20 protein-coding genes are annotated in these 24,197 nt (G+C 67.2%); 14 read left to right on the forward strand and 6 right to left on the reverse strand.

Annotated elements, in window-relative coordinates:
* Positions 1–51: 51 nt before the first annotated feature.
* From ykgO to ACSQ1W_RS09180, 8 genes are all read left to right on the forward strand, one after another.
* The gene (ykgO, locus tag ACSQ1W_RS09145) at positions 52–177 is read left to right on the forward strand and encodes a type B 50S ribosomal protein L36 (RefSeq protein ID WP_010342887.1); all 126 of its coding nucleotides are present in this window, start codon (positions 52–54) and stop codon (positions 175–177) included.
* A 122-nt stretch (positions 178–299) separates the two neighbouring features.
* The gene (locus ACSQ1W_RS09150; protein WP_436042994.1) at positions 300–629 is read left to right on the forward strand and encodes a hypothetical protein; all 330 of its coding nucleotides are present in this window, start codon (positions 300–302) and stop codon (positions 627–629) included.
* Between the two features lie 32 nt (positions 630–661).
* Positions 662–1,693: an agmatine deiminase family protein gene (locus ACSQ1W_RS09155; protein ID WP_436042996.1), complete on the forward strand. Its 1,032-nt coding sequence runs from the start codon at positions 662–664 to the stop codon at positions 1,691–1,693.
* 126 nt (positions 1,694–1,819) lie between these two features.
* Positions 1,820–2,797 (forward strand): aldo/keto reductase, encoded by a 978-nt coding sequence (locus tag ACSQ1W_RS09160; RefSeq protein WP_436042998.1) that lies wholly within the window; start codon positions 1,820–1,822, stop codon positions 2,795–2,797.
* Between the two features lie 4 nt (positions 2,798–2,801).
* A complete protein-coding gene (locus ACSQ1W_RS09165) occupies positions 2,802–4,109 on the forward strand; it encodes an NTP/NDP exchange transporter (protein ID WP_436043000.1) in 1,308 nt (435 codons plus the stop codon).
* 84 nt (positions 4,110–4,193) lie between these two features.
* Positions 4,194–5,078, forward strand: coding sequence for a carbon-nitrogen hydrolase (locus ACSQ1W_RS09170; protein WP_436043002.1), 885 nt, complete (start codon positions 4,194–4,196; stop codon positions 5,076–5,078).
* A 9-nt stretch (positions 5,079–5,087) separates the two neighbouring features.
* The gene (locus ACSQ1W_RS09175) at positions 5,088–5,618 is read left to right on the forward strand and encodes an N-acetyltransferase family protein (protein ID WP_436043004.1); all 531 of its coding nucleotides are present in this window, start codon (positions 5,088–5,090) and stop codon (positions 5,616–5,618) included.
* A 4-nt stretch (positions 5,619–5,622) separates the two neighbouring features.
* Positions 5,623–6,858, forward strand: a complete 1,236-nt coding sequence (locus tag ACSQ1W_RS09180; protein WP_436043006.1) for a TraB/GumN family protein — start codon at positions 5,623–5,625, stop codon at positions 6,856–6,858.
* Positions 6,859–6,922: 64 nt separating this feature from the next.
* Here the strand turns inward: ACSQ1W_RS09180 and ACSQ1W_RS09185 are convergent, their stop codons facing one another.
* The 3 genes from ACSQ1W_RS09185 to ACSQ1W_RS09195 are packed head-to-tail and all read right to left on the reverse strand — an operon-like array spanning position 6,923 to position 14,618.
* Positions 6,923–10,009 (reverse strand): efflux RND transporter permease subunit, encoded by a 3,087-nt coding sequence (locus ACSQ1W_RS09185; RefSeq protein ID WP_436043008.1) that lies wholly within the window; start codon positions 10,007–10,009, stop codon positions 6,923–6,925.
* A gap of 5 nt (positions 10,010–10,014) precedes the next feature.
* Complete coding sequence (locus tag ACSQ1W_RS09190; protein WP_436043010.1) at positions 10,015–13,479, reverse strand: efflux RND transporter permease subunit; 3,465 nt, start codon at positions 13,477–13,479, stop codon at positions 10,015–10,017.
* Positions 13,476–14,618: an efflux RND transporter periplasmic adaptor subunit gene (locus tag ACSQ1W_RS09195; protein ID WP_436043012.1), complete on the reverse strand. Its 1,143-nt coding sequence runs from the start codon at positions 14,616–14,618 to the stop codon at positions 13,476–13,478. The genes ACSQ1W_RS09190 and ACSQ1W_RS09195 overlap by 4 nt, the downstream gene beginning before the upstream one ends.
* Before the next feature lie 366 nt (positions 14,619–14,984).
* Between ACSQ1W_RS09195 and ACSQ1W_RS09200 the strand changes: the two genes are divergently transcribed.
* Positions 14,985–15,380 (forward strand): c-type cytochrome, encoded by a 396-nt coding sequence (locus tag ACSQ1W_RS09200; RefSeq protein WP_436046155.1) that lies wholly within the window; start codon positions 14,985–14,987, stop codon positions 15,378–15,380.
* 7 nt (positions 15,381–15,387) lie between these two features.
* Complete coding sequence (locus tag ACSQ1W_RS09205) at positions 15,388–15,843, forward strand: c-type cytochrome (protein ID WP_436043014.1); 456 nt, start codon at positions 15,388–15,390, stop codon at positions 15,841–15,843.
* A gap of 175 nt (positions 15,844–16,018) precedes the next feature.
* Here the strand turns inward: ACSQ1W_RS09205 and ACSQ1W_RS09210 are convergent, their stop codons facing one another.
* Both ACSQ1W_RS09210 and ACSQ1W_RS09215 read right to left on the reverse strand, forming a co-directional pair.
* A complete protein-coding gene (locus ACSQ1W_RS09210) occupies positions 16,019–17,680 on the reverse strand; it encodes a hypothetical protein (RefSeq protein ID WP_436043016.1) in 1,662 nt (553 codons plus the stop codon).
* 15 nt (positions 17,681–17,695) lie between these two features.
* Entirely contained in the window at positions 17,696–18,292 is a 597-nt protein-coding gene (locus ACSQ1W_RS09215) for an NfuA family Fe-S biogenesis protein (RefSeq protein WP_436043018.1), read from the reverse strand.
* Positions 18,293–18,385: 93 nt separating this feature from the next.
* Here ACSQ1W_RS09215 and ACSQ1W_RS09220 point away from each other — a divergent pair, with 93 nt between their 5' ends.
* The 3 genes from ACSQ1W_RS09220 to ACSQ1W_RS09230 are packed head-to-tail and all read left to right on the forward strand — an operon-like array spanning position 18,386 to position 19,546.
* Positions 18,386–18,733 (forward strand): 4a-hydroxytetrahydrobiopterin dehydratase, encoded by a 348-nt coding sequence (locus ACSQ1W_RS09220; protein ID WP_436043020.1) that lies wholly within the window; start codon positions 18,386–18,388, stop codon positions 18,731–18,733.
* A complete protein-coding gene (locus ACSQ1W_RS09225; RefSeq protein WP_436043022.1) occupies positions 18,733–19,146 on the forward strand; it encodes an energy transducer TonB in 414 nt (137 codons plus the stop codon). The genes ACSQ1W_RS09220 and ACSQ1W_RS09225 overlap by 1 nt, the downstream gene beginning before the upstream one ends.
* A gap of 10 nt (positions 19,147–19,156) precedes the next feature.
* The gene (locus ACSQ1W_RS09230; protein ID WP_436043024.1) at positions 19,157–19,546 is read left to right on the forward strand and encodes a DUF1761 domain-containing protein; all 390 of its coding nucleotides are present in this window, start codon (positions 19,157–19,159) and stop codon (positions 19,544–19,546) included.
* A gap of 10 nt (positions 19,547–19,556) precedes the next feature.
* Here ACSQ1W_RS09230 and ACSQ1W_RS09235 read toward each other — a convergent pair whose 3' ends face one another.
* A complete protein-coding gene (locus ACSQ1W_RS09235; protein ID WP_192267922.1) occupies positions 19,557–20,555 on the reverse strand; it encodes an RluA family pseudouridine synthase in 999 nt (332 codons plus the stop codon).
* A 386-nt stretch (positions 20,556–20,941) separates the two neighbouring features.
* Here ACSQ1W_RS09235 and rne point away from each other — a divergent pair, with 386 nt between their 5' ends.
* Positions 20,942–24,148 (forward strand): ribonuclease E, encoded by a 3,207-nt coding sequence (gene rne / locus ACSQ1W_RS09240; protein ID WP_436043026.1) that lies wholly within the window; start codon positions 20,942–20,944, stop codon positions 24,146–24,148.
* Positions 24,149–24,197 lie beyond the last annotated feature (49 nt).

Genomic DNA, 24,197 nt, shown 5'->3' on the forward strand with positions numbered 1-24,197 from the left:
AGAATGCCGGGCTTCGTTTCACCCCATACATTTACGCCGAGGTTTCAACTCATGAAGGTCCTGTCCTCCCTGAAGTCGGCGAAGGCCCGTCACCGCGACTGCAAGGTGGTCCGCCGCCGCGGCAAGGTCTTCGTGATCTGCAAGTCCAACCCCCGCTTCAAGGCGCGTCAGCGCTGAGAACGGCCGATCTGCCCGATCGCTGCAAGGCGATCCGGGCAATCCGCAGAAAGCCGCCTTCGGGCGGTTTTTTGTTTTCGGCCTTTTGTTATAAAAGGCGAGTCACCTAGGGGAACCCAACCATGAGCCGTCGCGTCCTTGCCCTGCCCTTGATCGCCCTGTTCGGCCTGTCCGGCCCGGCGCTTGCCGACACCCTGCTGATCGAGCGTGCGCAGGAAACGCCTGCCGCCGCAGCGCCTGTGCGCGGCCAGACCACGACCGACGTGGAGGCCCGCTTCGGCGCCCCGCAGCAGAAACTCGAGCCGCGCGGCGGCCAGAAGCGCCAATGGCCGGTGATTCACCGATGGGTGTATCCGGGCTTCACCGTATACTTCGAGAAGAGCCGCGTCATCGACGTGGTGATCAACAAGGCCAGTGCCGAGGAAATCGGCCCGAAGCCCCCCATCCGCTGACACACGCGCGGCTCGGCCGCGACATTGACGCCATGACTGATGCCTTTCGCTTCCCCGCGGAGTGGGAACCCCAATCCGCGGTCCTGATCGCGTGGCCGCACGCCGAGACCGACTGGGCCGACCGCCTTGCCGAGGTAGAAGAAACCTACGTCGCCCTCGTCGCTGCGATCACCCGTTTCCAGTCCGTGGCGATCTGCGTCGCCGACGACGACCTGCAGACTTACGCCGAAGCCCGCCTGCGCTCCGCTCGCGTGGACATGGCGCGCGTGCGCTTCGTGCCGGCCGAGTACGACGACACCTGGCTGCGCGATTCCGGCCCGATCACCCTGCGCGATGGCGACCGTTTCAAGCTGCTCGACTTCCGCTTCACAGGGTGGGGCGGCAAGTACGAAGCGAGCCGGGACGATCGCCTGGTCGGCGAGCTCTCCGGTATGCAGCTGTTTCATAACTATTTCGTACAAAGCATTGATTTTGCTTTGGAAGGTGGTGCCATCGAGACCGACGGTGCCGGCACGCTACTGACCACATGGCAGTGCCTGCACGAGCGGCATCCCGACGCCTCGCGCGAGGCGCTGACGGACAAGCTGGCGCGCTGGCTGAAGCAGGACCGGGTGCTTTGGCTGGACCATGGCTACCTGGAGGGCGACGACACCGACGCCCACATCGATACCCTCGCCCGCTTCGCGCCGGGTGACGCCATTGTCTATCAGGCCTGCGATGACGCCAGCGACGCGCATTACGCGGAACTGCAGGCCATGGCTGCCGACATCACTGCCCTGCGCACGGCCGAAGGACATCCTTACCGCATGTTCCCGCTCCCCTGGGCACAGCCGGTGATCGACAACGGCCGCCGCCTTGCGGCGTCCTACGCGAACTACCTGATCATCAACGGCGCGGTGCTGATGCCGGCTTACGGCGACGCGGCCGACGATGCCGCCGCCGCGGTCCTGGCGCAGGCCTACCCGGACCGCGAGATCGTACAGGTGCCCTGCCGGTCGCTGATCTGGCAGAACGGCAGCCTGCACTGCATCACCATGCAGTTGCCTGCGGGATTGCTGGACTGAGTATCGACCCGGCTGCACGGTTCGCAGCACCGTGACTTCAGTTGGGCGCAGATTGAACGCTTCGTTTACATATCGCCTTACACGATCCCGGATAACCACCGTTTCCCCCTGATCGAGGAGACGGCCGTGTATTCACGACGCAAGTTCCTGACCACCACCGCGCTGGCCACCGCCGGCCTCGGACTGGCGGCCTGCCGCGACGCGGCCCAGGCTGGCGGCAATGGCGTGACACCAGCCGCCCCCTCGCCGGCGAACGCCGCGGCACCCGTCGCGCTGGGACCGCTGAACACCCGCGCCATCCCGTCCTCGGGCGAACGCGTCCCCGTCATCGGCATGGGGACATCCGGGAGCTTCGAAGTCGGCCAGAGCGCAGCCGAACGGGATCCGCTGAAGGAAGTGCTGGCGCGGTTCTTCGCCGCCGGCGCGACCCTGATCGATACCGCTCCCACCTACAGCGTCGCCGAAGACGTCATGGGCGCGTTACTCGCCGAGCAGGGCCTCACCGAAAAAGCCTGGCTGGCGACCAAGCTTTCAGGCGTGACCGGACGCGACGCCGGCATGGCGCAGTTCGAAGACACGCTACGTCGACTGAAGACAGACAAGGTGGCACTGCTGCAGGTCCACAACCTGGGCGACCTGAAGACGCAACTGGCCGTCGCGCGCGAGCTGAAGGCGCAGGGCAAGGTGAAGTACGTCGGCGTGACCCATTACGTCGAGCGTGCACAGGAAGAACTCGCCAACATCGTCCAGGCCGAGAAGCCGGATTTCCTGCAGATCAACTATTCGGTCGCCAGCCGCGGCGCCGAAAAACGCGTACTGCCGCTGGCGCAGGAACTCGGCGTGGCGGTGCTGATCAACCGTGCGTTCGAGGACGGCAAGCTGTTCGCGCAAGTGAAGGACAAGCCCGTGCCGCCCGCGCTGGCCGAGGCCGGCGTGACATCGTGGGCGCAGGCCTTCCTGAAATTCGCCCTGAGTCATCCGGCGGTGACCGCGGTGATTCCGGCGACCGGAAAGCCCGATCGCCAGACCGACAACCTGAAAGCAGGTACCGGCCCCGATCTGACGGCGGCGCAGCGCGATGCCCTGATCGCCGCGGTGGCCTGAGCCGATGTCGACACCCCCCGCGCCCGGCGCTGCCGGCTGGATCGCCCGTCTGTTCAATGTCCGCGAGCACGAGGCGCCCGTGGTCGGCGCCGGGCTGGCGATGTTCTTCCTGCTGTTTGCCGGCTATTTCATGCTGCGGCCCATCCGCGAAACGATGGGCGTCGCAGGTGGCGTCGACAACCTCCAATGGCTGTTCACCGGTACCTTCGTCGCCACATTGATCGTGCTGCCGCTGTACGGCTGGATCGCGTCGAAAGTCGCGCGGCGGCGCATCGTGCCATGGGTGTTCGGCATGGTGGTGGCCAGCCTGCTGGGGTACGGCGTCGCGATGCTGGCGACGCCGGACGATGTCTGGCTGGCGCGCACGTTCTACATCTGGGTGTCGGTCATCAACCTGCTGATGATCTCGCTGGCGTGGAGCGTACTGGCGGACGTGATGGAGAGCCACGAAGCCAAACGCCTGTTCGCACTGATCGCCGCTGGCGCGAGTCTCGGCGGACTGGCCGGGCCGCTGCTGACCACCCTGCTGGTCAAGCCCCTGGGGCACGGCGGCCTGATGCTCTTCTCTGCCGTACTTATCGGGGCCAGCGCCGCGACGGCGACCTGGTTGCACCGCTGGCGCGATCGCCATCCATTGCCCGCCGGTGCCAGTTCCTCCGAACAGCGGCAACGGCCGCTGGGCGGCAATCCGTTCGCCGGTGCGACCGCGGTGTTCCGTTCGCCGTACCTGCTCGGCATCGCGTTCTTCGTACTGCTGCTGGCGACGGTCACCACGTTCCTCTATTTCGAACAGGCAAAGCTGGTCGCCGAACGGTTCACCGACAAGGAAGAGCAGACCCAGGTTTTCGGTCTGATCGATACCGTGGTGCAGACCTTGGCCATCCTCAGCCAGTTGTTCATCACCGGCCGCATCGCGCAGAAGCTGGGCGTGGGCGTGTTGCTGGTGGCCGTGCCGGTGATCATGGCCGGCGGCTTCCTGTGGCTGGCGCTGTCGCCCGTGTTCGCGGTCTTCGTGGTGGTCATGGTGGTCCGGCGAGCGGGCGAGTACGCCTTCGTGCGGCCCGGCCGCGAGATGCTCTACACCGTCGTCCTCGCGGAACAGAAGTACAAGGCAAAGAACTTCATCGACACCGTGGTCTATCGCGGTGGCGATGCGCTGAGCGGCTGGGTCAAGCGGGCACTGGACGTGCTGGCGGAGCATCCCGCGGCCGCCATGTTCATCGGTGCCGGTGTGGCGGTGGCATGGGCGGTTACCGGCGTGGCGCTGGGCAGGCGGCAGAAGCAGTTGGAAGCCTCGCGCGACACGCCCTGAATCCGTGTATTCACCCCTGGGACGCCTGCCATCACGGAGGACGCGGTACCATGCGCCCTCCCCCGATAGCCCCCGCCTCGCCCGATGAGCCGTACTACCCTGCCCGTTGCCCTGATCCAGGAAAAGAACCACGGTGATGCCGACGCCAACCTGTCGGTGATCGAGGCGCGCGTCGCCGAGGCGTCCAAGCAAGGCGCCAGGCTCGTGCTGCTGCAGGAACTGCACAACGGTGCGTACTTCTGCCAGCACGAGTCGGTACAGGAGTTCGATCTGGCCGAACCGATCCCCGGCCCCAGCACCGAGCGTCTCGGGAAGCTGGCGAAGCAGCATGGCGTGGTACTGGTGTCGTCGTTGTTCGAACGTCGCGCTGCCGGGCTGTACCACAACACCGCCGTCGTCTATGAGAAGGACGGCAGCATCGCGGGCAAGTACCGCAAGATGCACATCCCCGACGATCCGGGATTCTACGAGAAGTTCTATTTCACCCCGGGAGACATCGGCTTCACGCCCATCGACACCTCCGTCGGTCGTCTCGGTGTGCTGGTGTGCTGGGACCAGTGGTATCCGGAAGCCGCTCGCCTGATGGCGCTGGCCGGCGCTGACCTGCTGCTGTACCCCACCGCGATCGGCTGGGACCCGGACGACGAACAACCCGAGAAGAACCGCCAGCGCGATGCCTGGGTACTGAGCCATCGCGGCCACGCGGTCGCCAACGGGCTGCCCGTGCTGAGCTGCAACCGGGTCGGTCACGAGCCTTCACCGCTGGGCGCGTCCGGCATCCAGTTCTGGGGCAACAGCCACGTGCTCGGTCCGCAGGGCGAATTCATCGCCGAAGCCGGCACCGACGAAACCATCCTGATGGCCGAGGTCGACATGGCGCGCAGCGAGCACGTCCGTCGCATCTGGCCGTTCCTGCGCGACCGCCGCATCGATGCGTACGGCGACCTGCTCAAGCGCTACATCGACTGAGGTCCGGGCGTGCCGCTGATCGTCCGTGACGCCACGCCGGCCGACGTGCCGGCCATCGCCGCCCTGTACGCCGACGAAGTCCGCGACCACGTCAACACCTACGAGTACGACGTGCCGGACGAAGCCGAGATGGCGCGCCGCATGCAGGGAGTGCTGGACGCCGGCTATCCGTACCTCGTCGCAGAACTCGATGGCCGCTTCGTCGGCTACGCCTACGCCGGCAGCTACCGCGCCCGCGCCGGTTATCGCAAGACCGTGGAGAACTCGGTCTACGTCGTACCCGGCCAGCAAGGCCAGGGTATCGGCGCCGCGCTGATGCAGGCGTTGATCGATGACTGCGAAGCGCGTGGTTACCGGCAGATGATCGCCGTGATCGGCGAACCCACCAATACCGCTTCCATCCGCCTGCACGAGAAGTTCGGCTTCACCCTGGTCGGCGTCTTCCGCGGCATCGCCTGGAAGCACGACCGCTGGCTGGACACCGTGCAGATGCAGCGCGCCCTTGGCGCCGGCACCATCGCGCCCCCGCAAGACGAATGACACGATGACCGAACCGAACGCTACCGTCGCCGACCCGCTGCACGGCCAACCCCTCGAGATCGTCGAGCGCGACGGCGTGCGCTACACCCTACTCGGTACCGCCCACGTGTCGCGCGCCAGCGTCGATGCCGTCCGCGCTGCCGTCGCCAGTGGCGACTACGACAGCGTGGCGGTGGAACTGGACGCCGGCCGCCTGCAGTCGCTGACCGATCCCGACACACTGGCGCGGCTGGACCTGGTGAAGGTCATCCGCGAAGGCAAGACGCATCTGTTCGCCGCCAACCTCGCGCTCGCGGCGTACCAGCGCCGGCTGGCCGAACAACTTGATGTCGAGCCGGGCGAAGAACTGAAAGCAGGCGCACTGGATGCAAAGGCGCGCGGACTGCCGGTCCACCTGATCGACCGCGAAGTCGGGCTGACCTTCAAGCGCGCCCTGCAGTCGCTGGGCTGGTGGCAGCGCACGAAGGTGGGAGCAGGCATCCTCGCCAGCATGTTCGGCGACGAGGAAGTCGGCGACGACGAGATCGAGAAGCTCAAACAGGGCGACCTGATGGAATCGAGCTTCGGCGAGTTCGCCGCCGAAAGCCCGCAGCTGTACCAGGCCATCATCGCCGAGCGCGACCAGTACATGGCATCGGCGCTGCGCCAGGTCGCCGCCGACAAACCCGCCGATTCGACATCGCCTTACCGCGTGCTTGCGGTGGTCGGCGCGGGCCACCTGCCCGGCCTGACCCGGCACCTGAAGGACGACACCGCCGATCCTTCCGAAATACGTCAATCGCTTGAGGTCGTGAAAGCCAAGTCGCGATTCCCCTGGATGGAAGTCATCATCGGCTTCTTCCTCGTCGGTGGCTTCGCCTGGGGCTTCTGGCAGGGTGGCGTCGATGTCGGCTCGGACCTGCTGCTGCAATGGGTGCTGGCGACCGGCATCCTCGGTGCCATCGGCTGCGCGATCGCGGGCGGCCATCCGCTCAGCATCCTGGCGGCCTTCATTTCCTCGCCGCTCACGCCGCTGCATCCTGCGCTCGCGTCGGGCACGGTCAGTGCGTTCGTGGAAGCGACACTGCGCAAGCCGACCTACGCGGATTTCATGGCGTTGCGCGACGACGTGCAAACGATGCGTGGCTGGTGGAAGAACCGCGTGGCGCGCGTGCTGTTGAATTTCTTCCTGACCAGCCTCGGCACCGCCATCGGCGTGTGGACCGGCGGTCTTCGGATGCTGGGCAAGCTGGTCGGCTGAGTCCGCCCGCGATCCGATCCAAAAAAAGCCGGGCATTGCCCGGCTTTTTCTTCTGCTGCCCGCGTCAGTCTCCGTGCGGGCTGGTGGCGCTCGCCACGACAGGCGCCTCGCCACGGCGCTGGCGAGCCCGCTTGATCGAACGGGCTGTCCCGCTGCGCAGGTCGTCCAGCAGCGCGTAGATGGTCGGTAGGAACAGCAGGCTGACCACGGTGGAGAACGCCAGCCCCCCGGCGATCGCGCGCGCCATCGGGTGGTAAGGCGGCATGCCGTCGGCCGTATCCGTGTTCAGCGCAATCGGGATCATCGCGAGGATCGCGGTGCCCATCGTCATCATGATCGGACGCAGGCGTTCGCGACTGCCTTCCACCAGCGCATCCGTTCGCGCCATGCCGCGGCGCCGGAGGTTGTTGATGTGCTCGATCATCACGATGCCGTTGTTCACCACCACGCCCATCAACACCAGGATGCCGATCACGGCCATGATGTTCATCTCGGTTCCCGTCAACCAGAACAGCCAGTACACGCCGAAGATCGAGAACAGCACGCAGGACATGATGGCGACGGGGAACAGCAGCGACTCGAACACCGCCGCCATGATCACCAGCATCAACACCAGCGCGATCATGATGGCGGTCACCATCTGGTCCATGCCGTCGAAGTTGATATTGAAGCCCGCGCCGTTGAACGTGTAGCCGTACCCCGGCGGGAACTCCATGCCGTCCAGCGTGGCCTCCAGGGACTTGCGTGCGTCCTCCATCGACACGTCCTTGGCCAGTCCCGCCTCGATCCGCAGCATCGTCTGCCGGTTCAGGCGCTGGATGGACGTGGCCGCGGGGTTGACGTTGACGTCGACCATCGCCAGCAGCGGGACTTCCTGGCCCGAGGCACTGCGCACCATGAACGAGGACAGGTCCTCGATGCCGTAGTGGTCCGATCCGGCGAAGCGCACGTTGACCGGGATCTCCACGTCGTCGCGGTGGAAATCGCGCAGCGACGAGCCACGCAATGCCATGCCGACGAACTGCGCGACCTGTTGCGCGCTGAAGCCGTAGGATGCCGCACGCTCCCGGTTCACCTGCACGGCCAACTCGGAATTGGCGTCGCCTACATCCACGCGCACGTCGCGCAGTTTCGGATCGCGCGCCAGGATGGGCATGATGTCCTCGGCCAGCTCCTGCAGGGTCTGGCTGGAGTCGCCGATCAGGCTGAAGCGTATGCCCTGGCCTTCGCTGCCCATGCCGCCCGGCCAGCCGATGCCGAGCTTGGCCCGTGCCGATTGCGGAAGACCCTTGCGGACCTCCTCCTCGATCTTCTTGCTGACCTCGCGATCGTCGATGTCCAGATAGAGCCGCGTCTGCGCCCAGCCCTGCTCGGAGTAGCGGCTGTACACCCGCTTGATGTGGAATTCCTTGCGGTTGGCGTTGACGAAATCCTCCACCCGCTGCACTTCCTTGCCCATCTCCTCCTTCGAATAGGATCCCTTCCACTGGTAGAAGATGTTGATCTCGTCCGGATCGTTCTCGTCACCACCGCCGCTGGTGTTCATCATCGGGAACACGCTGATCGCCGAGATCAGCAGGATGCCGGCGACACTCCAGCCGCGGTGCTCCAGCGTCCAGCGCAGTACGCGCGCATAGCGGTTCTGCAGACGGCTGATCAGCGGCGACTTCACTGCAGGCGGCGTCTTCATCCGTGCCGACAGCATCGGGATCAGACTCACCGCCACCAGCCACGAGGCCAGCAGCGACACCGAGATCGTCACCGCCAGCTGCGACAGGTAGATCGTGATGATGTTCTTCTCGCCGAACATCATCGGCAGGAACACCACGCAGTGGCACAGGGTGCCCGCCGACAGCGCGATGGCTACGTGGCGGGTACCGATGATCGACGCGACCTCGGGTTGGTTGGGGAACTTCTCGCGCTCCTGGTAGATGCTCTCCACCACCACCACGGCGTTGTCGACCAGCATGCCGACCGCGAGCAGCAGGCCCATCATCGAGATGATGTTCAGGCTGATGCCGGTGAAGTACATGAAGCCCAGCGTCATGATGAAGCAGATCGGGATGGCCATGGACACCATCAGCGTCGACGGCCAATGGCGCAGGAACGCGTACAGCACGATCACCGACAGCACCAGGCCGATCGCCCCCGCCTCCGCCAGCGCCAGCAGCGAACTGGTCACCGCCTTGCCCGAATCCCAGGCGACCTCGATGTCGACCCCGTGCATCGCCGGGTCCTGCCGCAGCGCCTCCACTTCCTTGCCCACCGTCCTCGACAGGTCCACGAGGTTCGCCGAACGCTCCTTGTAGATGTCCACGCCCACGCTGGGCTTGCCTTCCATCTTGCGCACGTAGCTCATGCGCTGCGGCTGCAGGCTGACATCGGCGATATCGGACAGGCGCGTGCCACGGCCATCGATCGGGAGGTCACGCAAGGCCTGCAGTTCGAGCAACTCGCCGCGCGGCTGCACGCGCAGACGGCGGCCGGCTTCGGTGATCTGCCCGGCGGACACCGAGAAGTTGGCCGCCTGCAACTTGCTGACCAGCTCGTTGAGCGCGACCCCATGAGCACTGATGCGGTCCTTGTCCAGCGCGACCAGCACTTCCTGCCTTGCCACGCCCTCGACCTCGACGCGCGCCACACCCGGCAACCGCTCCAGATGCTGCTTGATGCTGCGCTCCAGCAGGTCGGCGCGGGCCGTCAGGTCTTCCTGGCTACTGAGGCGAAGGCTGATCGCCTCCTGGTCGCTGGTGCTCCAGCGTTGCACGTAATAGCGGCGGAAATCATCCGGCAACTCGTCCCGCACCGCATCGATGCGTTCGCGCGCCTCGGAGGCGGCCATCGCGATGTCCCGGTCCCAATCGCTGAATTCGACCTGGATCTGGCCGCCTTCGGCATTGGCGCGCGAATTCATCGTCTTGATGCCCGGCATCGTGGCGATGGCTTCCTCCACCGGGCGCAGCAGGTTGCGCTCGACCTCTTCGGGGGTCGATCCGGGATACGGCAACGACACGAAGAAGAACGGAATGGTGGCTTCCGGCTCGGCCTCCAGCGGCAACCGGAACGAGGCGATCAGGCCGATCACCACCATCGACACGAACAGCATGATGGTGGTGACGGGACGGCGGATGGACAGCTCGGTGATGTTCATCCGGATCAGCCCTCGACGCCGCCGATGGGATCATCCTCGTGCGAGATCACCTGTTCGGCCTGCGCGGCGACCAGTCGCGCGCGACGACCGCGTTCGGCGTAGAACTCATCCGGCTTGCGGTCCAGCAGGTCGTACACCACCGGGATCACCAGCAGCGTCAGCAGTGTGGACACCAGCAGGCCGCCGATCACCGTGATCGCCATCGGCGAGCGCACCTCGGCGCCTTGGCCGAAGGCGAGCGCCAGCGGCAGGAAGCCGAACACCGCGCACAGCGTGGTCATCATGATCGGGCGCAGGCGCGAGCGTGCGCCTTCCACCAGCGCCACGCGCTTGGCCACGCCTTCCTCGCGCAGCTGGTTGACCTTGTCGATCAGGATGATGGCGTTCTTCACTACCAGGCCGACCAGCAGGATCAGGCCGATGAACACCACCACCGAGACCGGCGAGCGGGACAGCAGCAGGGCCGCCACCGCACCGACCAGCGCCAGCGGGATGGTGAACAGGATGACGAACGGATGCAGCAGCGATTCGAACTGCGACGCCATGACCAAGTAGACGAGGAAGATCGCCAGGCCGAAGGCGAACAGCAGCGACTTGATCGACTCGCCCAGTTCCTCGCCCTGGCCGCCGATGCGCATGCCCACTTCGGTACCCAGCGGGTTCTTCGCCACCATGTCCCGCACTTCCGTGATGGCCTTGCCCAGGTCGATGTCGCGCAGGTTGGCGGACACGATGGCCACGCGCCGCTGGTCGGCGCGGTGGATCTCGCTCGGACCGGTGGTGGCGATGACATCGGCCACCGAGATCAGTTCCACCGGCTTGTTGCCGCTGGGATTGACGATCAGGCGACGGATGTCGTCGACCGAGGCGCGCTCGGACTCCTGCACGCGTACCAGCACGTCGATCTTGCGGTCGCGGAAGCTGTAGCGCGTGGCGACGTTGCCGCGCACCTTGTTGACCACGGCATCGGCGATCTGTCGCGTCGTCAGGCCCAGCGCAGCGGCACGATCCTGGTCGAACACGATCTGGATTTCCGGAAAGCCCTGCTCCACCGTCGACTTCACGTCGGCGTAGTGCGGGCTCTGCCGCAGCATCTCGGCCAGGCGGTTGCCCGCCACGCGGATCGACTCCAGGTTGTTGCCCTCGATCTCGATCTCGAGCGGGGCAGCCAGGGCGAACAGCTCCGGACGGGCGAAGTCGACCTGGGACTCGGGCCACTGCTTCATCGTCCCGCGCAGGCTTTCGATCAGACCCTGCTCGCGTGCGTTGTCGGTCATGACCACCGACAGCTTGCCGATGTTTTCACCGCTTTCGGTGGGACTGGCGTCCAGTCGCGTGCCAGTGCCCGACACGCCGTACAGCAGGCGCACGCCATCTTCACCCGCGTGCGCACGCTGCACCTCGCGCACCAGGGCGTCGGTCTGTGCGAGCGGCGTGCCCGGCGGCAGCTTGGCGGTCATTTCGAAGCGGTCCTGCGCCAGCTGCGGGATCAGGTCCACACCCAGCATCGGCAATGCAGCGAGGGTCAGCGCGAATGCCAGCGCGGCGCCACCCAGGACGGGGACGGGACGCTTCAACGCAGCCGGCAGAATCCGCAGGTAACCGGCTTCGGCGCGGCCATAAGGCGCCATCGCCAGATCGCTGGCCTTGCGCATCACCGGCCCGATCACCGCGGCGAGGCCGCGGAAGATCCGCACCACCAGCCACACCAGCGAGAAGAAGCCATACCGGAACAGCGCGCCGACGCCGCGTCCTGCATAGGCTGCCGGTTTCTTCCAGCGGCTCTCGGGACGCCACGCCTCACGCGGTGTTTCGGCCGGGAATTCCAGCGGTGGACGGCCCTTCAGCGCGCTCAGCATCGGGATCAGCGTCATCGACACCACCAGCGACACCGCGATGGCGATCGACACCGTCAACGCCTGGTCGCGGAACAGCTGGCCGGCGATGCCCTCGACGAACACCAGCGGCAGGAACACCGCGATCGTGGTGAGCGTCGATGCCACCACCGCCATGAACACTTCACGCGTGCCCTTGATCGCCGCTTCCAGGATGCCCATGCCACGTTCGCGAGCCTTGGCGATGGACTCCAGCACCACGATCGAGTCGTCGACGACCAGGCCCGTGGCCAGGGCCAAACCACCCAGCGACATGACGTTCAGGCTCAGGCCCAGCTGGCCCATGAAGAAGAACGTGGCGATGATCGAAATGGGCAGCGACAGCGAGATGACGAAGGTGCTCCAGCCATCGCGCAGGAACAGGAAGATGATCAGGATCGACAGCAGGCCGCCGATCACCGCATCGACCTTGACGTCCTTGATGGCATGGCGGATGAAGACCGACTGGTCCTCAACGGCCGTCATCTCGATGTCCTTGGGCATCTCCTTGCGGATGATCTCCAGGCGCTGTTCCAGCGCATCGGCGGTCGATACGGTGTTGGCGTCGCCTTCCTTGTAGATCGCCAGCTCCACCGCCTCGTGGCCGGCGCTGCGGATCACCGCTTCGCGCTCCTTGTAACCCTGGCGCACGTCGGCCACGTCCTTCAGGCGCACGCTGGGCGCGCCACCGCTGCTGTCGCTGCGCAGCGCAGCGATCACGTTGGGATCGCTGCTGCCCAGGATCGCCGTCATCAGCTGCTGGTTGGTGCCGGTCGAGCTGCTGGACGAGGCCCCTGCCGCCGTGGTCAGCAGCATCTCGCGCATCTGTTCGACCGTGGCGAACTGGTTGACGGTACGCACGAGGTAGCGCTGCGAGCCCTCCTCCAGGCGACCGCCGGAGAGGTTCACGTTTTCCTGCTGCAGGCGCTGGATCACGGTATCGAGCGACAGGCCCAACTGGGCCAGCTTGCGCTGGTCGATGTCGACCTGGACTTCGTCCTCCAGGCCGCCGCCGACCTTGACGGCGGCGACGCCCGTGACGGGTTCGAGCTTGCGCTTGAGGTCCTCGTCGGCGTAACGACGCAGCTCCATCAGTCGGCGGATCGCATCGGCCTCGTTGCCGGCTTCCTGCTTCGACGACAGCGCGAGGCGCATGATCGGCTGCGTGGACGGATTGAAGCGCAGCAGCACCGGAGCCTTGGCCTCCAGCGGCAGTTGCAGCGTTTCCATCTTGTCGCGCACGTCCAGGCCGGCCTGCTGCATGTCGGTGCCCCAGGCGAACTCCAGCACCACGTCGCTCTGCCCGGTGCGCGAGATCGACTTGAGCTTGCGCAGGCCCTTGACGATGCCCAGGGCCTCTTCCGCCGGTTGCGAGATCAGCGTTTCCACTTCCGCCGGCGCCGCACCTTCATAGTCGGTGCGCACGGTCAGCGTCGGATAGCTCAGGTCCGGCAGCAGCTCGACCTTCAGGCTGGACAGCGAGATCAGGCCGAACAGCACCAGGGTGAGCGTCATCATCGCGATGGTGACGCGGCGGCGCGTGGAGAACTCGATCAGGTCGAAGCCACCGCCGGACGAAGGTCCGTGCGCACTCATTGCTTGCTCGCCTCTGCGGCCGGCGCCTTGGCCACGGTGGCGGGCTTCTTGTCCTGGCCGATCACCTGCACGGCACTGCCTTCGCGCAACGCGGCCTTGCCCGCGATAACGACCTGCTCGCCGGGCTTCAGCCCTTCGCGCACTTCGACCCAGCCGGCATCGTTGTAACCCAGCTTCAGCACGGTGCGCTGGGCCTTGCCATTACGCACGACATACACGGCAGGCTCGCCGCCGTCTTCCAGCAGGGCGGTGCGCGGCACCACCAACGCATCGGCGCGCTGGTCGTAATTGATGTTGAGGCGACTGAACATGCCCGGCTGCAATTCGCCATCACCGGGGAACGAAGCCACGACGCGGAACGTACCGGTTCCGTTGTCGACCACCGGTGCGACGCGAGCCACCGTGCCGGTGAACTGCTTGCCCGGCAACGCATCCACCGCCAGTCCGACGGCCTGCCCCGGCTTGAGCTTGGCGATCTCGCGCTCGGGCACGTTCAACGTGGCTTCCAGCCGCGAGGCGTCGACGATGCGGATGATCGGCGAGTTGATCTGCACGAAGTTGCCGGACTTGATGGAGCGCGAGGCGATCACGCCGGAGATCGGCGCGGTGATCGTGGTGTAGGACAGTTCCAGCGACGCGGCCCGGTAGACGGCGCGCGCGTTCTCCAGGTCGTACTTGATCTGGTCCACGTCGTTGGCGCTGATCATCCGCTGTTCGACCAGTTGCTGGGCGCGCCGGTAGTTGTTCTCCAGCTTGTGCATCTGCGCTGCGGCCTGGGCGACCTGCAGGCGCGGCCGGTCGGGGTCCAGCCGCACCAGCGCCTGGCCGGCGCGGACCACCTGCCCTTCCTCGACCAGCACGGCCAGCGCGACGCCCGAGGTCTTGGCGACGACCTGGGACTCGCCCAGCGCCTCCAGCGTGGTGGTGCCGCTGTAGCTGGCAGCCACCGCGCGCCGGGTGGCCTGGGCCACCTCGACCGGGACGGCCTCGGACTCCTTCTTCTCCTCGCCGTTCTTGGCCTGGGCCTCGGCCGCGGGGCCGCCCCCCTTGCAGGCGGACAGGACCAGCAGGCCGCAGAGCACGGGGACCAGTGCAAGGCGCAGGTAGGAACGGCCGGAGTGGGGGCGGGGTCGGGACATGGGGCGGTACCGTCGTGGCGTTGTGGTGGTGTTGTATGAAGGTATATCACCCCTGAATGACTTCCATGCGCCGAAGGTCATGGTGACTTGCGTCCGCATTCGTGCTGCATGCGGACCGGTACCTGGAAGGATTGCCGCGAGTCGGCATGAGAGGGATGAGGACGATGCGCCAGAACGATGCGAGCCCCACGTCATCGTCAACGTCGATATGCGCCCACGCACGGCAACCATCCGGCGGTAAACCACGGCATAGCGAGCTGCATGGCAGCCGTGCCTGTGCGCGACATTCGGTCGCAGGCTATACTGCGTTCAGCCAAGCGCTGCGGTGGTCCGTGGCGCGCGCAACCTGAGAGTTCTCCGAGAATGATGCGACCGCTGCCGCTCGCCGCTTGCCTTGCCTTGGCCGCCCTTCCGCTGGCCGCCCTGACCGCCCAACAGGAAGCCCCGGCCACTGCGCCGGCCGCCACTGAAGCCGCAGCACCGGCGGCAGCTCCCGCCGCCAAGCCGCTGGTCGGCAACGCCGACACCGGCCGCACCCTCACCTATACCTGCCAGGGCTGCCATGGCATCGAGGGTTACAAGAACGCCTATCCCAGCTTCAAGGTGCCCAAGATCGGCGGCCAGTCGGCCGACTATCTGGCGAACGCGCTGATCGAGTACCGCAACGGCAACCGCAAGCACCCCACGATGCAGGCCCAGGCGCAGAGCTTCTCCGACCAGGACATCGCCGACATCGCCGCTTTCCTCTCCACCGTCAAGTAAGCCCACCATGCCCAACGCCAAGCACGCCCAGCGTCTAGCCATCGTCCTGTTTGCGGCCCTCACCGTGGTGGCTTGCTCGAAGGAAAACACCGAGGCTTCGGCCGAGAATCCCGGCCATGCCAGCGGCCAGCACGGCTCCAGTTCTTCGGCAGGCCTGCCGAAGGGCCACATCGCCAAGGGCGAGGAGCTGGCGAAGGCCAAGGGCCAGGCCACCGGCCAGAGCTGTGTGGACTGCCATGGCGCCGAGGGCAATGCGCCGATCGACGACACCTATCCCAAGCTGGGCGGCCAGTACGGCGACTACCTGGCGCATGCGCTGCAGGCCTACCGCAGCGGCGACCGCCAGCACGCGCTGATGACGCCGCAGGCCGCGAGCCTGAGCGACCAGGACATTTCCGACCTGGCCGCCTACTTCGGTTCGCGCCCCTCGCAGCTGCGCGACCTGCACAAGGTGCACCGCTAAGCCGCTTTCTGCCCTCGTCGGGAATGCGAAAACGGAGCCGAGAGGCTCCGTTTTTGTATGCGGCGACACCCTGGCCTTCTGTGGGAGCGACGCAAGTCGCGATGAACCACCGCAGCGCCCTATCGCGACTTACGTCGCTCACACGCCACGCGATACATCTTTCGTCATCCGGACATCAGCTGTCGGTCGGGATCGGCGTCCGCTTGACCGGGATCTCCGGCGGCGGACGCGCCTTCGGCGGTTCCGGGAACAGGCTGCCCAGGCCGCAGCCACCGCCCAGCTGCAGTACCGAGATCGAGCACTTGAGCTTCATGTTGGTGCCCGGAATCGGAATGTCCACTTCGCGCACGTTGCGACGCACCCACTCGGCCAGCAGCGACTCGCTGGGCACCCAGTACTTGTCGAAGCTGGTGGGCTCGTAGTCGTACGGCGGCCGCTGCAACCAGGTGCCTGCTTGCTCCAGCCGCTCGCGGGTCCATTGATCGTTGCCGCCGCCCGGCGCTCCGCGATCGGCGGCAGCGGTGTCGCCGGCATTGCCCGGCACACGCAGGCTGCCGTCGGCGTTGTACAGACCAGCCTGATCGCGTCCGTCCGCGGCGCTGTCGCCCGCCACGTTGCGGCGAGAATTGCCCCAGTCATCGGTGCGCGCGGGCGTGTTCCAGCCACCGGAGCTCGTTGCAGCAGCAGGGCCTGGCGTACGGGACGCAGGCGATGTCGTCCCTCGCGGTGACGTCGCGCTGCTGGACGTGCTCGGCGCGGTCGATCTCGAAGGTGTTGTAGCGGCCGAGGTGCCTGCATTGGAGGGCGCTTGCGCGGCGGGCGCCGGTGCGGGTGCCGGTCGGGGCGACGGCTCCCGGACTTCCGATTGCCGCACGCTGCGTTCCTGCGCCGCGATGGCACGTGGCGTCACTTCCCGCGACGGGACCGGTACCGCGCGCACCTGCGGAGCGGGCGCGGTCATCTCGCGCTCCTCCACTTCAGCGTCGCGCGTGGCTATCGTCGGCACATCGACGCTGCGCGTAGGCACGTCGCGCCGTACGACCGGCGCGGTGATCGGCGTTGGAATGTCGCGGGTGGGGACGCCGACTTCACGTATCGCGGGTTGCGTGATCTCCGGCTGCCTGGGCGTGGGCGGCGGCCGCACGAAGGCGCGAGTGGGTTCGGCCACCTCGGTCACCTGCAGCGGTTGGTCCGCGATCTCGGGCACCGGCACATCGCGCGCGGGAACCGGCGGTACGTCCACAGCGACGTGAGGCGCGGCAGCGTCCGAGGATGGCGGTGACGACGCGGCCGGCTGAGGTGGACTGGGCGACGGTGCCGCTGAAGGTGGCGAGGCCGGGGCAGCGCTGGCCGGTTGTTCGGCGACCGCTTCGCCCACCTCGGTCGCGCCGCCGATCGCCTCGGGACTGCCCTCGCCGATCATTTCCAGACGCACGCGACTGCTGTCGCCGGCCTCTTCCGGCGGTGGCGGGATCTGTACCAGCGCCACCCACAGCAGGAACAGGAAGAACAACAGGTGCAGCGTGCTGCTGGTGAACGCCGCTGCCCAGCGCATCCATCGCTCTTCGCGTGGAGGCGGCCCCCACCCCTGGTAGAACAGCGAACGCAGGGCGTAGAACCGGCTGGGCAGGAACGGCGCGGCGCGCCTGGCCTTCGGTGTGTGCGAGGCCAGCAGATCGAGAATGGCGTCGGCCTTCTCGCGCGTGATGCGGCCCAGCCGCTCGGGTAGCGCGCGCAGCCACAGGCCCCACCCGAAAGGCAGGCCGGTCTGGCGTTCGACGATGGGTGCCGCCTTGCGCGGCAGCAGGTGTGCGATGACGTCGGTGGCGTTCGTCACCGGCGCTCGGCTCCGTCAGGCCGCGTTGCCGCGCGGGATGTACGGCGCATCACCGGTCCCGTGATCGGTCGCGTCGCGGACCGCGGTGACGCCGGGCACGCGCGCCATCAAGGTCTTCTCGATGCCCTGCTTGAGCGTGACGTCGGCCATGCCGCAGCCGTGGCAGCCGCCGCCGAAGCGAAGCCACACCACCCCGTCACCGCCGACTTCCTCCACCGCCACCCGCCCCTTGTGCGCGGCCAGCTGCGGATTGATCTCATTGTCGACCACCCAGCGCACGCGCTCGACCAGGGATGCGGCATCACCAGGGGCTTCGCCCTTGATGCGCGGCGCCTTGATGGTCAGCTGCGTGCTGGCACCCTTCATCACGTAGTCGATGTCGGCGCCGTCCAGCCAGTGCACGCTGGCCGCATCCACGTAGAGGGTGAAACCGTCGCAATCGACGGCCCATTCGTCACCGGCGAGGTCGCGCGGTTCGGCGAACTCCAGCCGTGCGTCGGCCTGTGCGGTACCCGGATGGACGGCGCTCAGGCGCACGCCCAATCCGGGCAGGGCCTCGCGCTCGATCAGCTTGCGGAAGTGCGCCTGCGCGCTGTCGGAAATCTGGATCATGCGGCTATTCTAGCCCCCTGCCCCATGGGCATTCACATCCATAGGCCGGTCGTCGTGGTTCATTCAGACTGGTCGCCCCGCAGGAGATGCGCCATGTCCGACCTCATCCCCCTCGCCCGCGCGCACTGCGTGCCGTTGCGCGGCAGCGAGCACCGCCTGCCGCCCGCCCGCATCGCGGAACTGCTGCCCCAGGTGCCCGGCTGGGAGGTGGTGGAAGACGGCCACGCGTTGTTGCGCACGTTTCCGTTCGACAACTACTACGAGACGATGGCGTTCGTGAATGCCCTCGCCTTCGTCGCGCATGCCGAGGATCACCACCCGGACCTGGGCGTGCACTACAACCGGGCTGTCGTGCGTTACTCGACCCACGACGTGGGTGGCTTGAGCGAGAACGACTTCATCTGCGCGGCCAAGGCCAGCGCCTTGCTGGGAGAATCCTGATGGAACGTCGCACCCTGCTGTTGCCCGTCCTGCTGCTCGCCGGCGTGTTCGCCCTGTCGGCTTGCACGAAGAAGCAGGACGAATCCGCCGCACCGCTGATCGCACCGACCGAACTGGCCGCGATCGACACGCCGCCACCCGCCTACCCGGCCGAAGCCGAGTGCAACAGCGACGGTGGCACCACCGTGCTGCGCGTGACCATCGAACAGGATGGCGTGCCGACGCGGGTGGGCCAGGTGCAGAGCAGCGGCAACGCCGCGCTCGACAAGGCCGCGCTGGAAGCGGTGCAGACGTGGAAATTCCGCGCCGCCACGCGCAACGGCAAGCCGGTCACGCACACGATCAACGTCCCGGTGACGTTCCCGCCCGTGCTGGAAAAGCCGACGCGGTGCTTCGGGCAGGGCGCGGGCTGACTCGCTCGTGATGGACGGCATCAACCTCTGGGCCGTGACGGCGGCCGCGCTCTCCAGTTTCCTGCTGGGTGGCATCTGGTATGGGCCGTTGTTCGGCAAGGCATGGAATACCGCCGCGGGCATGGATCCGCAGAAGCAGGGACATCCCGGGAAAATCTTCGGCGGCGCGTTCGTGTTCTCGCTTGTCGCGGCAACGGTGTTCGCCTGGCTGCTGGGACCGGCGCCGGCCCTGGCGACGGCGGTTTGCACGGGAGCACTGGCAGGCATCGGCCTCGTCGCCGCGAGCTTCGGCATCAACTACCTGTTCGCGCAACGCGGCACGACGCTGTGGCTGATCGATGCGGGCTACCACACGCTGCAGTTCACCCTGTTCGGACTGATCCTCGGTCTCTGGCACTGAGCGGGAACGCTCAGCCCAGTTGATCCAGTGCGGCGGCCAAGTCATCGGCCAGCGGCGCATTGAGCACGTAGGGCGTCCTGCCCCCGTCCAGCGCGAACTGCAGCGAGGCGGCGTGCAGGAACAGGCGCTTCAGGCCCACCTGCTCGCGCAGGCGCTTGTTGACCGCGGGATCGCCGTACTTGTCGTCGCCGGCAACCGGATGGCCGATATGCTGGGCATGCACGCGGATCTGGTGGGTGCGGCCGGTCTCGATGCGAACCTCGCAATAGGAATGCCCGCCACGCCGTTCCAGCACCCGGAAATGGCTCAGCGACTCCTTGCCGTCACGGTGCACCTGCACATGGCGCTCGCCGCCCTGGCGCAGGCCGATGTGCAACGCGGCGTCGACGCTCATCACGCCGTCCGGCATGCGGCCGACCAGCAGGGTCAGGTAGCGCTTTTCGATGCTGCGGGTGCCGTCCTCGCTGTCCTCGCGGAGCAGCGCCTGCAGTTCGGACAGCGCCGAACGCTTCTTGGCCATCACCAGCAGGCCGGAGGTGTCACGGTCCAGCCGGTGGACCAGTTCCAGCGTCTGGTTCGGTCGCAGCGCACGCATGGTTTCGATGGCGCCATGGCTGATGCCGCTGCCGCCGTGGCTGGCCACGCCGGAGGGCTTGTTGATGACCAGCAGCCGCTCGTCCTCGAACACGATGGCCGCCTCCATCCGCTTCAGGAAGCCGGCCGGCGGCGCCACTTTTTCTCCCACCTCGGTGAGACTCACCGGTGGAATGCGGACCTCGTCCCCGCCCTCCAGCTTGCGCTCGGCCTTCGCCCGCCCGCCGTTCACCCGCACCTGCCCACTGCGCACCAGCTTGTAGACCAGGCTGCGCGGCGCGCCTTTCAGCTGGCCGAGCAGGAAGTTGTCCAGCCGCTGCCCGCCCCGGTCCTCCGGCACCGTGACCGTCCGCACGGCGGTCTTGGCGCCTGCGGCCGGCTTCTCGGAGGGGGGGCTGGGGTTGGAGCCATTCATTCTGTTACACTCGGAGGGCGAGATAAGGGTTTGATTTCGCAGGGAGTTGCTGTTGGGCCAGAAGCCCGTCTCCCCGCGATTCCGGCAAGTGCGCGGCCACCGCCCCAGGGGCGGCCATGTTAGCGGCTGATCGGCAGGCCCGGATACCGCCGGGTGCGTGACGGCACCTGATGCTGAACATGTCCCGCGTGGCGCCCCCTTCCCAGGGAAGCTGCCTCCGGCCCCGCAACACCTATTAGAAAGAAAAGCGCTCCCGCGGCCTGCCGTGGTGTCGTAGCGCTGGAAACCCGAATCTGCCCCGCTGCGCCTGCGCAAGGGGCGGTGCAACGTTCCAGAGGCGAAACGCCATGGCGTTCCGCGCGGTAGCAGCGCGCGAGGAACGCACAATGAAACGCATGTTGATCAACGCCACGCAGGCCGAAGAGCTGCGCGTGGCCATCGTCGACGGTCAGACCCTGTACGACATCGATATCGAACAGCCGTCGAAGGAACAGAAGAAGTCCAACATCTACAAGGGCCGCATCACCCGGCTCGAGCCCTCCCTGGAAGCCGCCTTCGTCGATTACGGCGCGGACCGCCATGGCTTCCTGCCGCTGAAGGAAATCTCCCGCGACTACTTCCAGGCCGGCGTCGACCACAACAAGGCCGGCATCCGCGAACTGCTGAAGGAAGGCCAGGAAGTCGTCGTCCAGGTGGACAAGGACGAGCGCGGCAACAAGGGCGCCGCCCTGACCACGTTCATCTCGCTGGCCGGCCGCTACATGGTGCTGATGCCGAACTCGCCCACCGCCGGTGGCGTGTCGCGCCGCATCGAGGGCGATGACCGCGCCGAGCTGAAGAAGGCGATGGACGCCCTGGCGATCCCGGACGACATGGGCGTGATCATCCGCACCGCCGGCGTAGGCCGTGACGCCGAAGAGCTGCAGTGGGACCTGGACTACCTGCTGAGCGTCTGGAAGGCGATCGCCGAAGCCGCGCTGACCAAGCCGGCCCCGTTCCTGATCTACCAGGAAAGCCGCCTGATCGTCCGCGCCCTGCGCGACTACCTGCGCAGCGACGTGGGCGAAATCCTGGTCGACACCGACGAACTGTACGAAACCGCCCGCGAGTTCATGCAGCAGGTGATGCCGCACAACCTGCGCAAGCTGAAGCCGTACAAGGACGACATCCCGCTGTTCAACCGCTTCCAGATCGAATCGCAGATCGAAGGCGCGTACGAGCGCAACGTCCGCCTGCCCTCCGGCGGCTCGATCGTGGTCGACCAGACCGAGGCGCTGACCGCCATCGACGTCAACTCGGCGCGCGCCACCAAGGGCGGCGACATCGAGGAGACCGCGTTCCACACCAACATGGAAGCGGCCGAGGAAGTCGCCCGCCAGCTGCGCCTGCGCGACCTGGGCGGCCTGGTGGTGATCGACTTCATCGACATGTCGAGCAACAAGCACCAGCGCGAAGTCGAGAACAAGCTGCAGAACGCGCTGAAGTACGACCGCGCGCGCGTGCAGATCGGCCGCATCTCGCGTTTCGGCCTGCTCGAAATGAGCCGCCAGCGCCTGCGTCCTTCGCTGGGCGAGTCCAGCCAGATCGTCTGCCCGCGTTGCGAAGGCCACGGCCGCATGCGCAGCGTCGAGTCGCTGTCGCTGTCGATCATCCGCGTGGCCGAAGAGCACGCGATGAAGGACAACACCGGGCAGGTGCTGATCCAGGCCCCGCTCGAGATCGCCAACTTCCTGCTCAACGAGAAGCGCAGCGCGCTGCGCGAGATCGAACAGCGCCACGACGCGCCGGTCATCATCGTCGCCGACGAAGCGCTGCACACGCCGCACTACGAAGTCACCCGCATCCGCGAGAACGAACTGGGCGAAGAAAGCAGCAAGCCCAGCTACCACCGCGGCACCCAGCGCAAGCTGCCGGTGCATGCGCTGACCAAGGCGCAGCTCAACATTCCGGCTGCGCCCGCCGTCACCCACGTCAAGCACACGCAGCCGGCTCCGGTGCGCGAAGAGCGTGAAGCCCCGGCACCGGCGCCCGCGCCGGCCCCCGTGGCCGCGCCGGTCGCCGTCGCCGCGCCCGCCTCGGGCGGCGTGGTCGGCTTCTTCAAGCGCCTGTTCGGCGGTGGCGAAGCCGCGGCACCTGCCCCGCAGGCCCGTCCGCAGCAGGACAACCGTCAGCGCAATGACCGCAATGGCAACAACGGCCGTCGCGAGAACCGCGACAACCGGGGCGACAACCGCGGCCAGCAGAACCAGGGCCGCGGCGGCAAGCAGGACAACAACCGCCGCGACGAGCGCAACAAGGGCGACAAGACGCAGGGCGGCAACGCCCAGCAGCAGAAGCCGCGCAACGAGCAGCAGGGCCAGAAGCAGCAGAAGCCGCAGGGCCAGCCGCAGAACGCCCAGGGCGCTACCCAGCAGCAACCCAAGGCGCCCAAGCAGCCGCAGGGCCAGCAGGGTGGCAAGCCGCAGCAGGAAGGCCAGGGTCAGCGCCAGCCGCGTGCCCCGCAGCAGGACACCGCGAAGCCGGCAGCACCGGTCGCCGCCGATGTGGTGACGACGGCCGCCGCCGTGGTTGTCGGCACGCAGGACGTCGTGCGCACGGCAGCCGACGCCGTACCGACGCCGGTTCCGGCCACCGACGTGCCCCCCGCGATCGACACCGATGCGACGCAGGTCGTCGCGGTCGATGGCGAGGCCGCACCGTCCGCTGACGGCGACACGGGTGAAGGCGGCCGTCGCCGTCGTGGCCGTCGTGGTGGCCGCCGCCGTCGCCGTGGCAATGGCGAAGCCGGTGCCGCGGGCGAAGAAGGCATGCTGGCCGACGATCTGGGCAGCGACGACGACGCCCCGGTCGCCGACCGTTCGCAGCCTGAGTTCGATTTCGACGATGAGGAGCCGGTGGCCGCCGCACCGCGTGCACCGAAGCCGCAACCGGCCGCGCCAGTTGCCGCTGCCGCCGTCGCTGCGCCGGTCGTAGCGACCGTGGTCGCCGCTCCGGAACCGGTGGTCGCCGCCGATCCGACGCCCGCCGTCGTACCCGCCCCGGTCGTGGTCGAAACCGTCGCGGCCGCCGAGGTGATCGAGGAAGTGAAGGCCGAAGCCGCGCGCGTCCAGCCCGAAGTGACCGTCACGGTGCAGCACGAAGCGCCAGCGGCCGTTGCCATCGTCGAGACGGTCAAGGCCGAGATCGCCGCCGAACCGGCTCCCGTGGTTGCCGAACCCGTGGTCGTCGAGACGGTCGCGACCCCGGCGCCGGTCGTCACCGCCGTCGAGACCGTGGAAGCGGTCGTGGAGACACCGGTGGTCGCCGCCGTGCGCAACGAGCCCGTGCAGATCGACCTGGTCGATGCCGTGAACGAAGCCACTGCCGAAGCCGAAGCGCCGGTCGAAGCCGCTGCGCCGACCCCGCCGCCGGCCGCGCCGAAGCCGGTCGCCGCACCGGCCACCGGTTCGCTGTTCTTCGTCGCCGATGCGGATACCCCGCCGTCGGTCACCCGCAGCCTGTTCGAGCCGGTGGTCACGCCGGTCAAGCCGGTCGACGAGATCGCCCAGGCCGACAAGCAGGACGACGACAGCACGGAAGAACGCAACGCCTGACGTACTGCGTTTCTCCGCAGAGGGAAAAACACACTGGCCGCGCAAGCGG

This window comes from Pseudoxanthomonas sp. LjRoot143 (genome assembly GCF_964252945.1).
In the GTDB taxonomy this organism is placed as follows: Bacteria; Pseudomonadota; Gammaproteobacteria; order Xanthomonadales; family Xanthomonadaceae; genus Pseudoxanthomonas_A.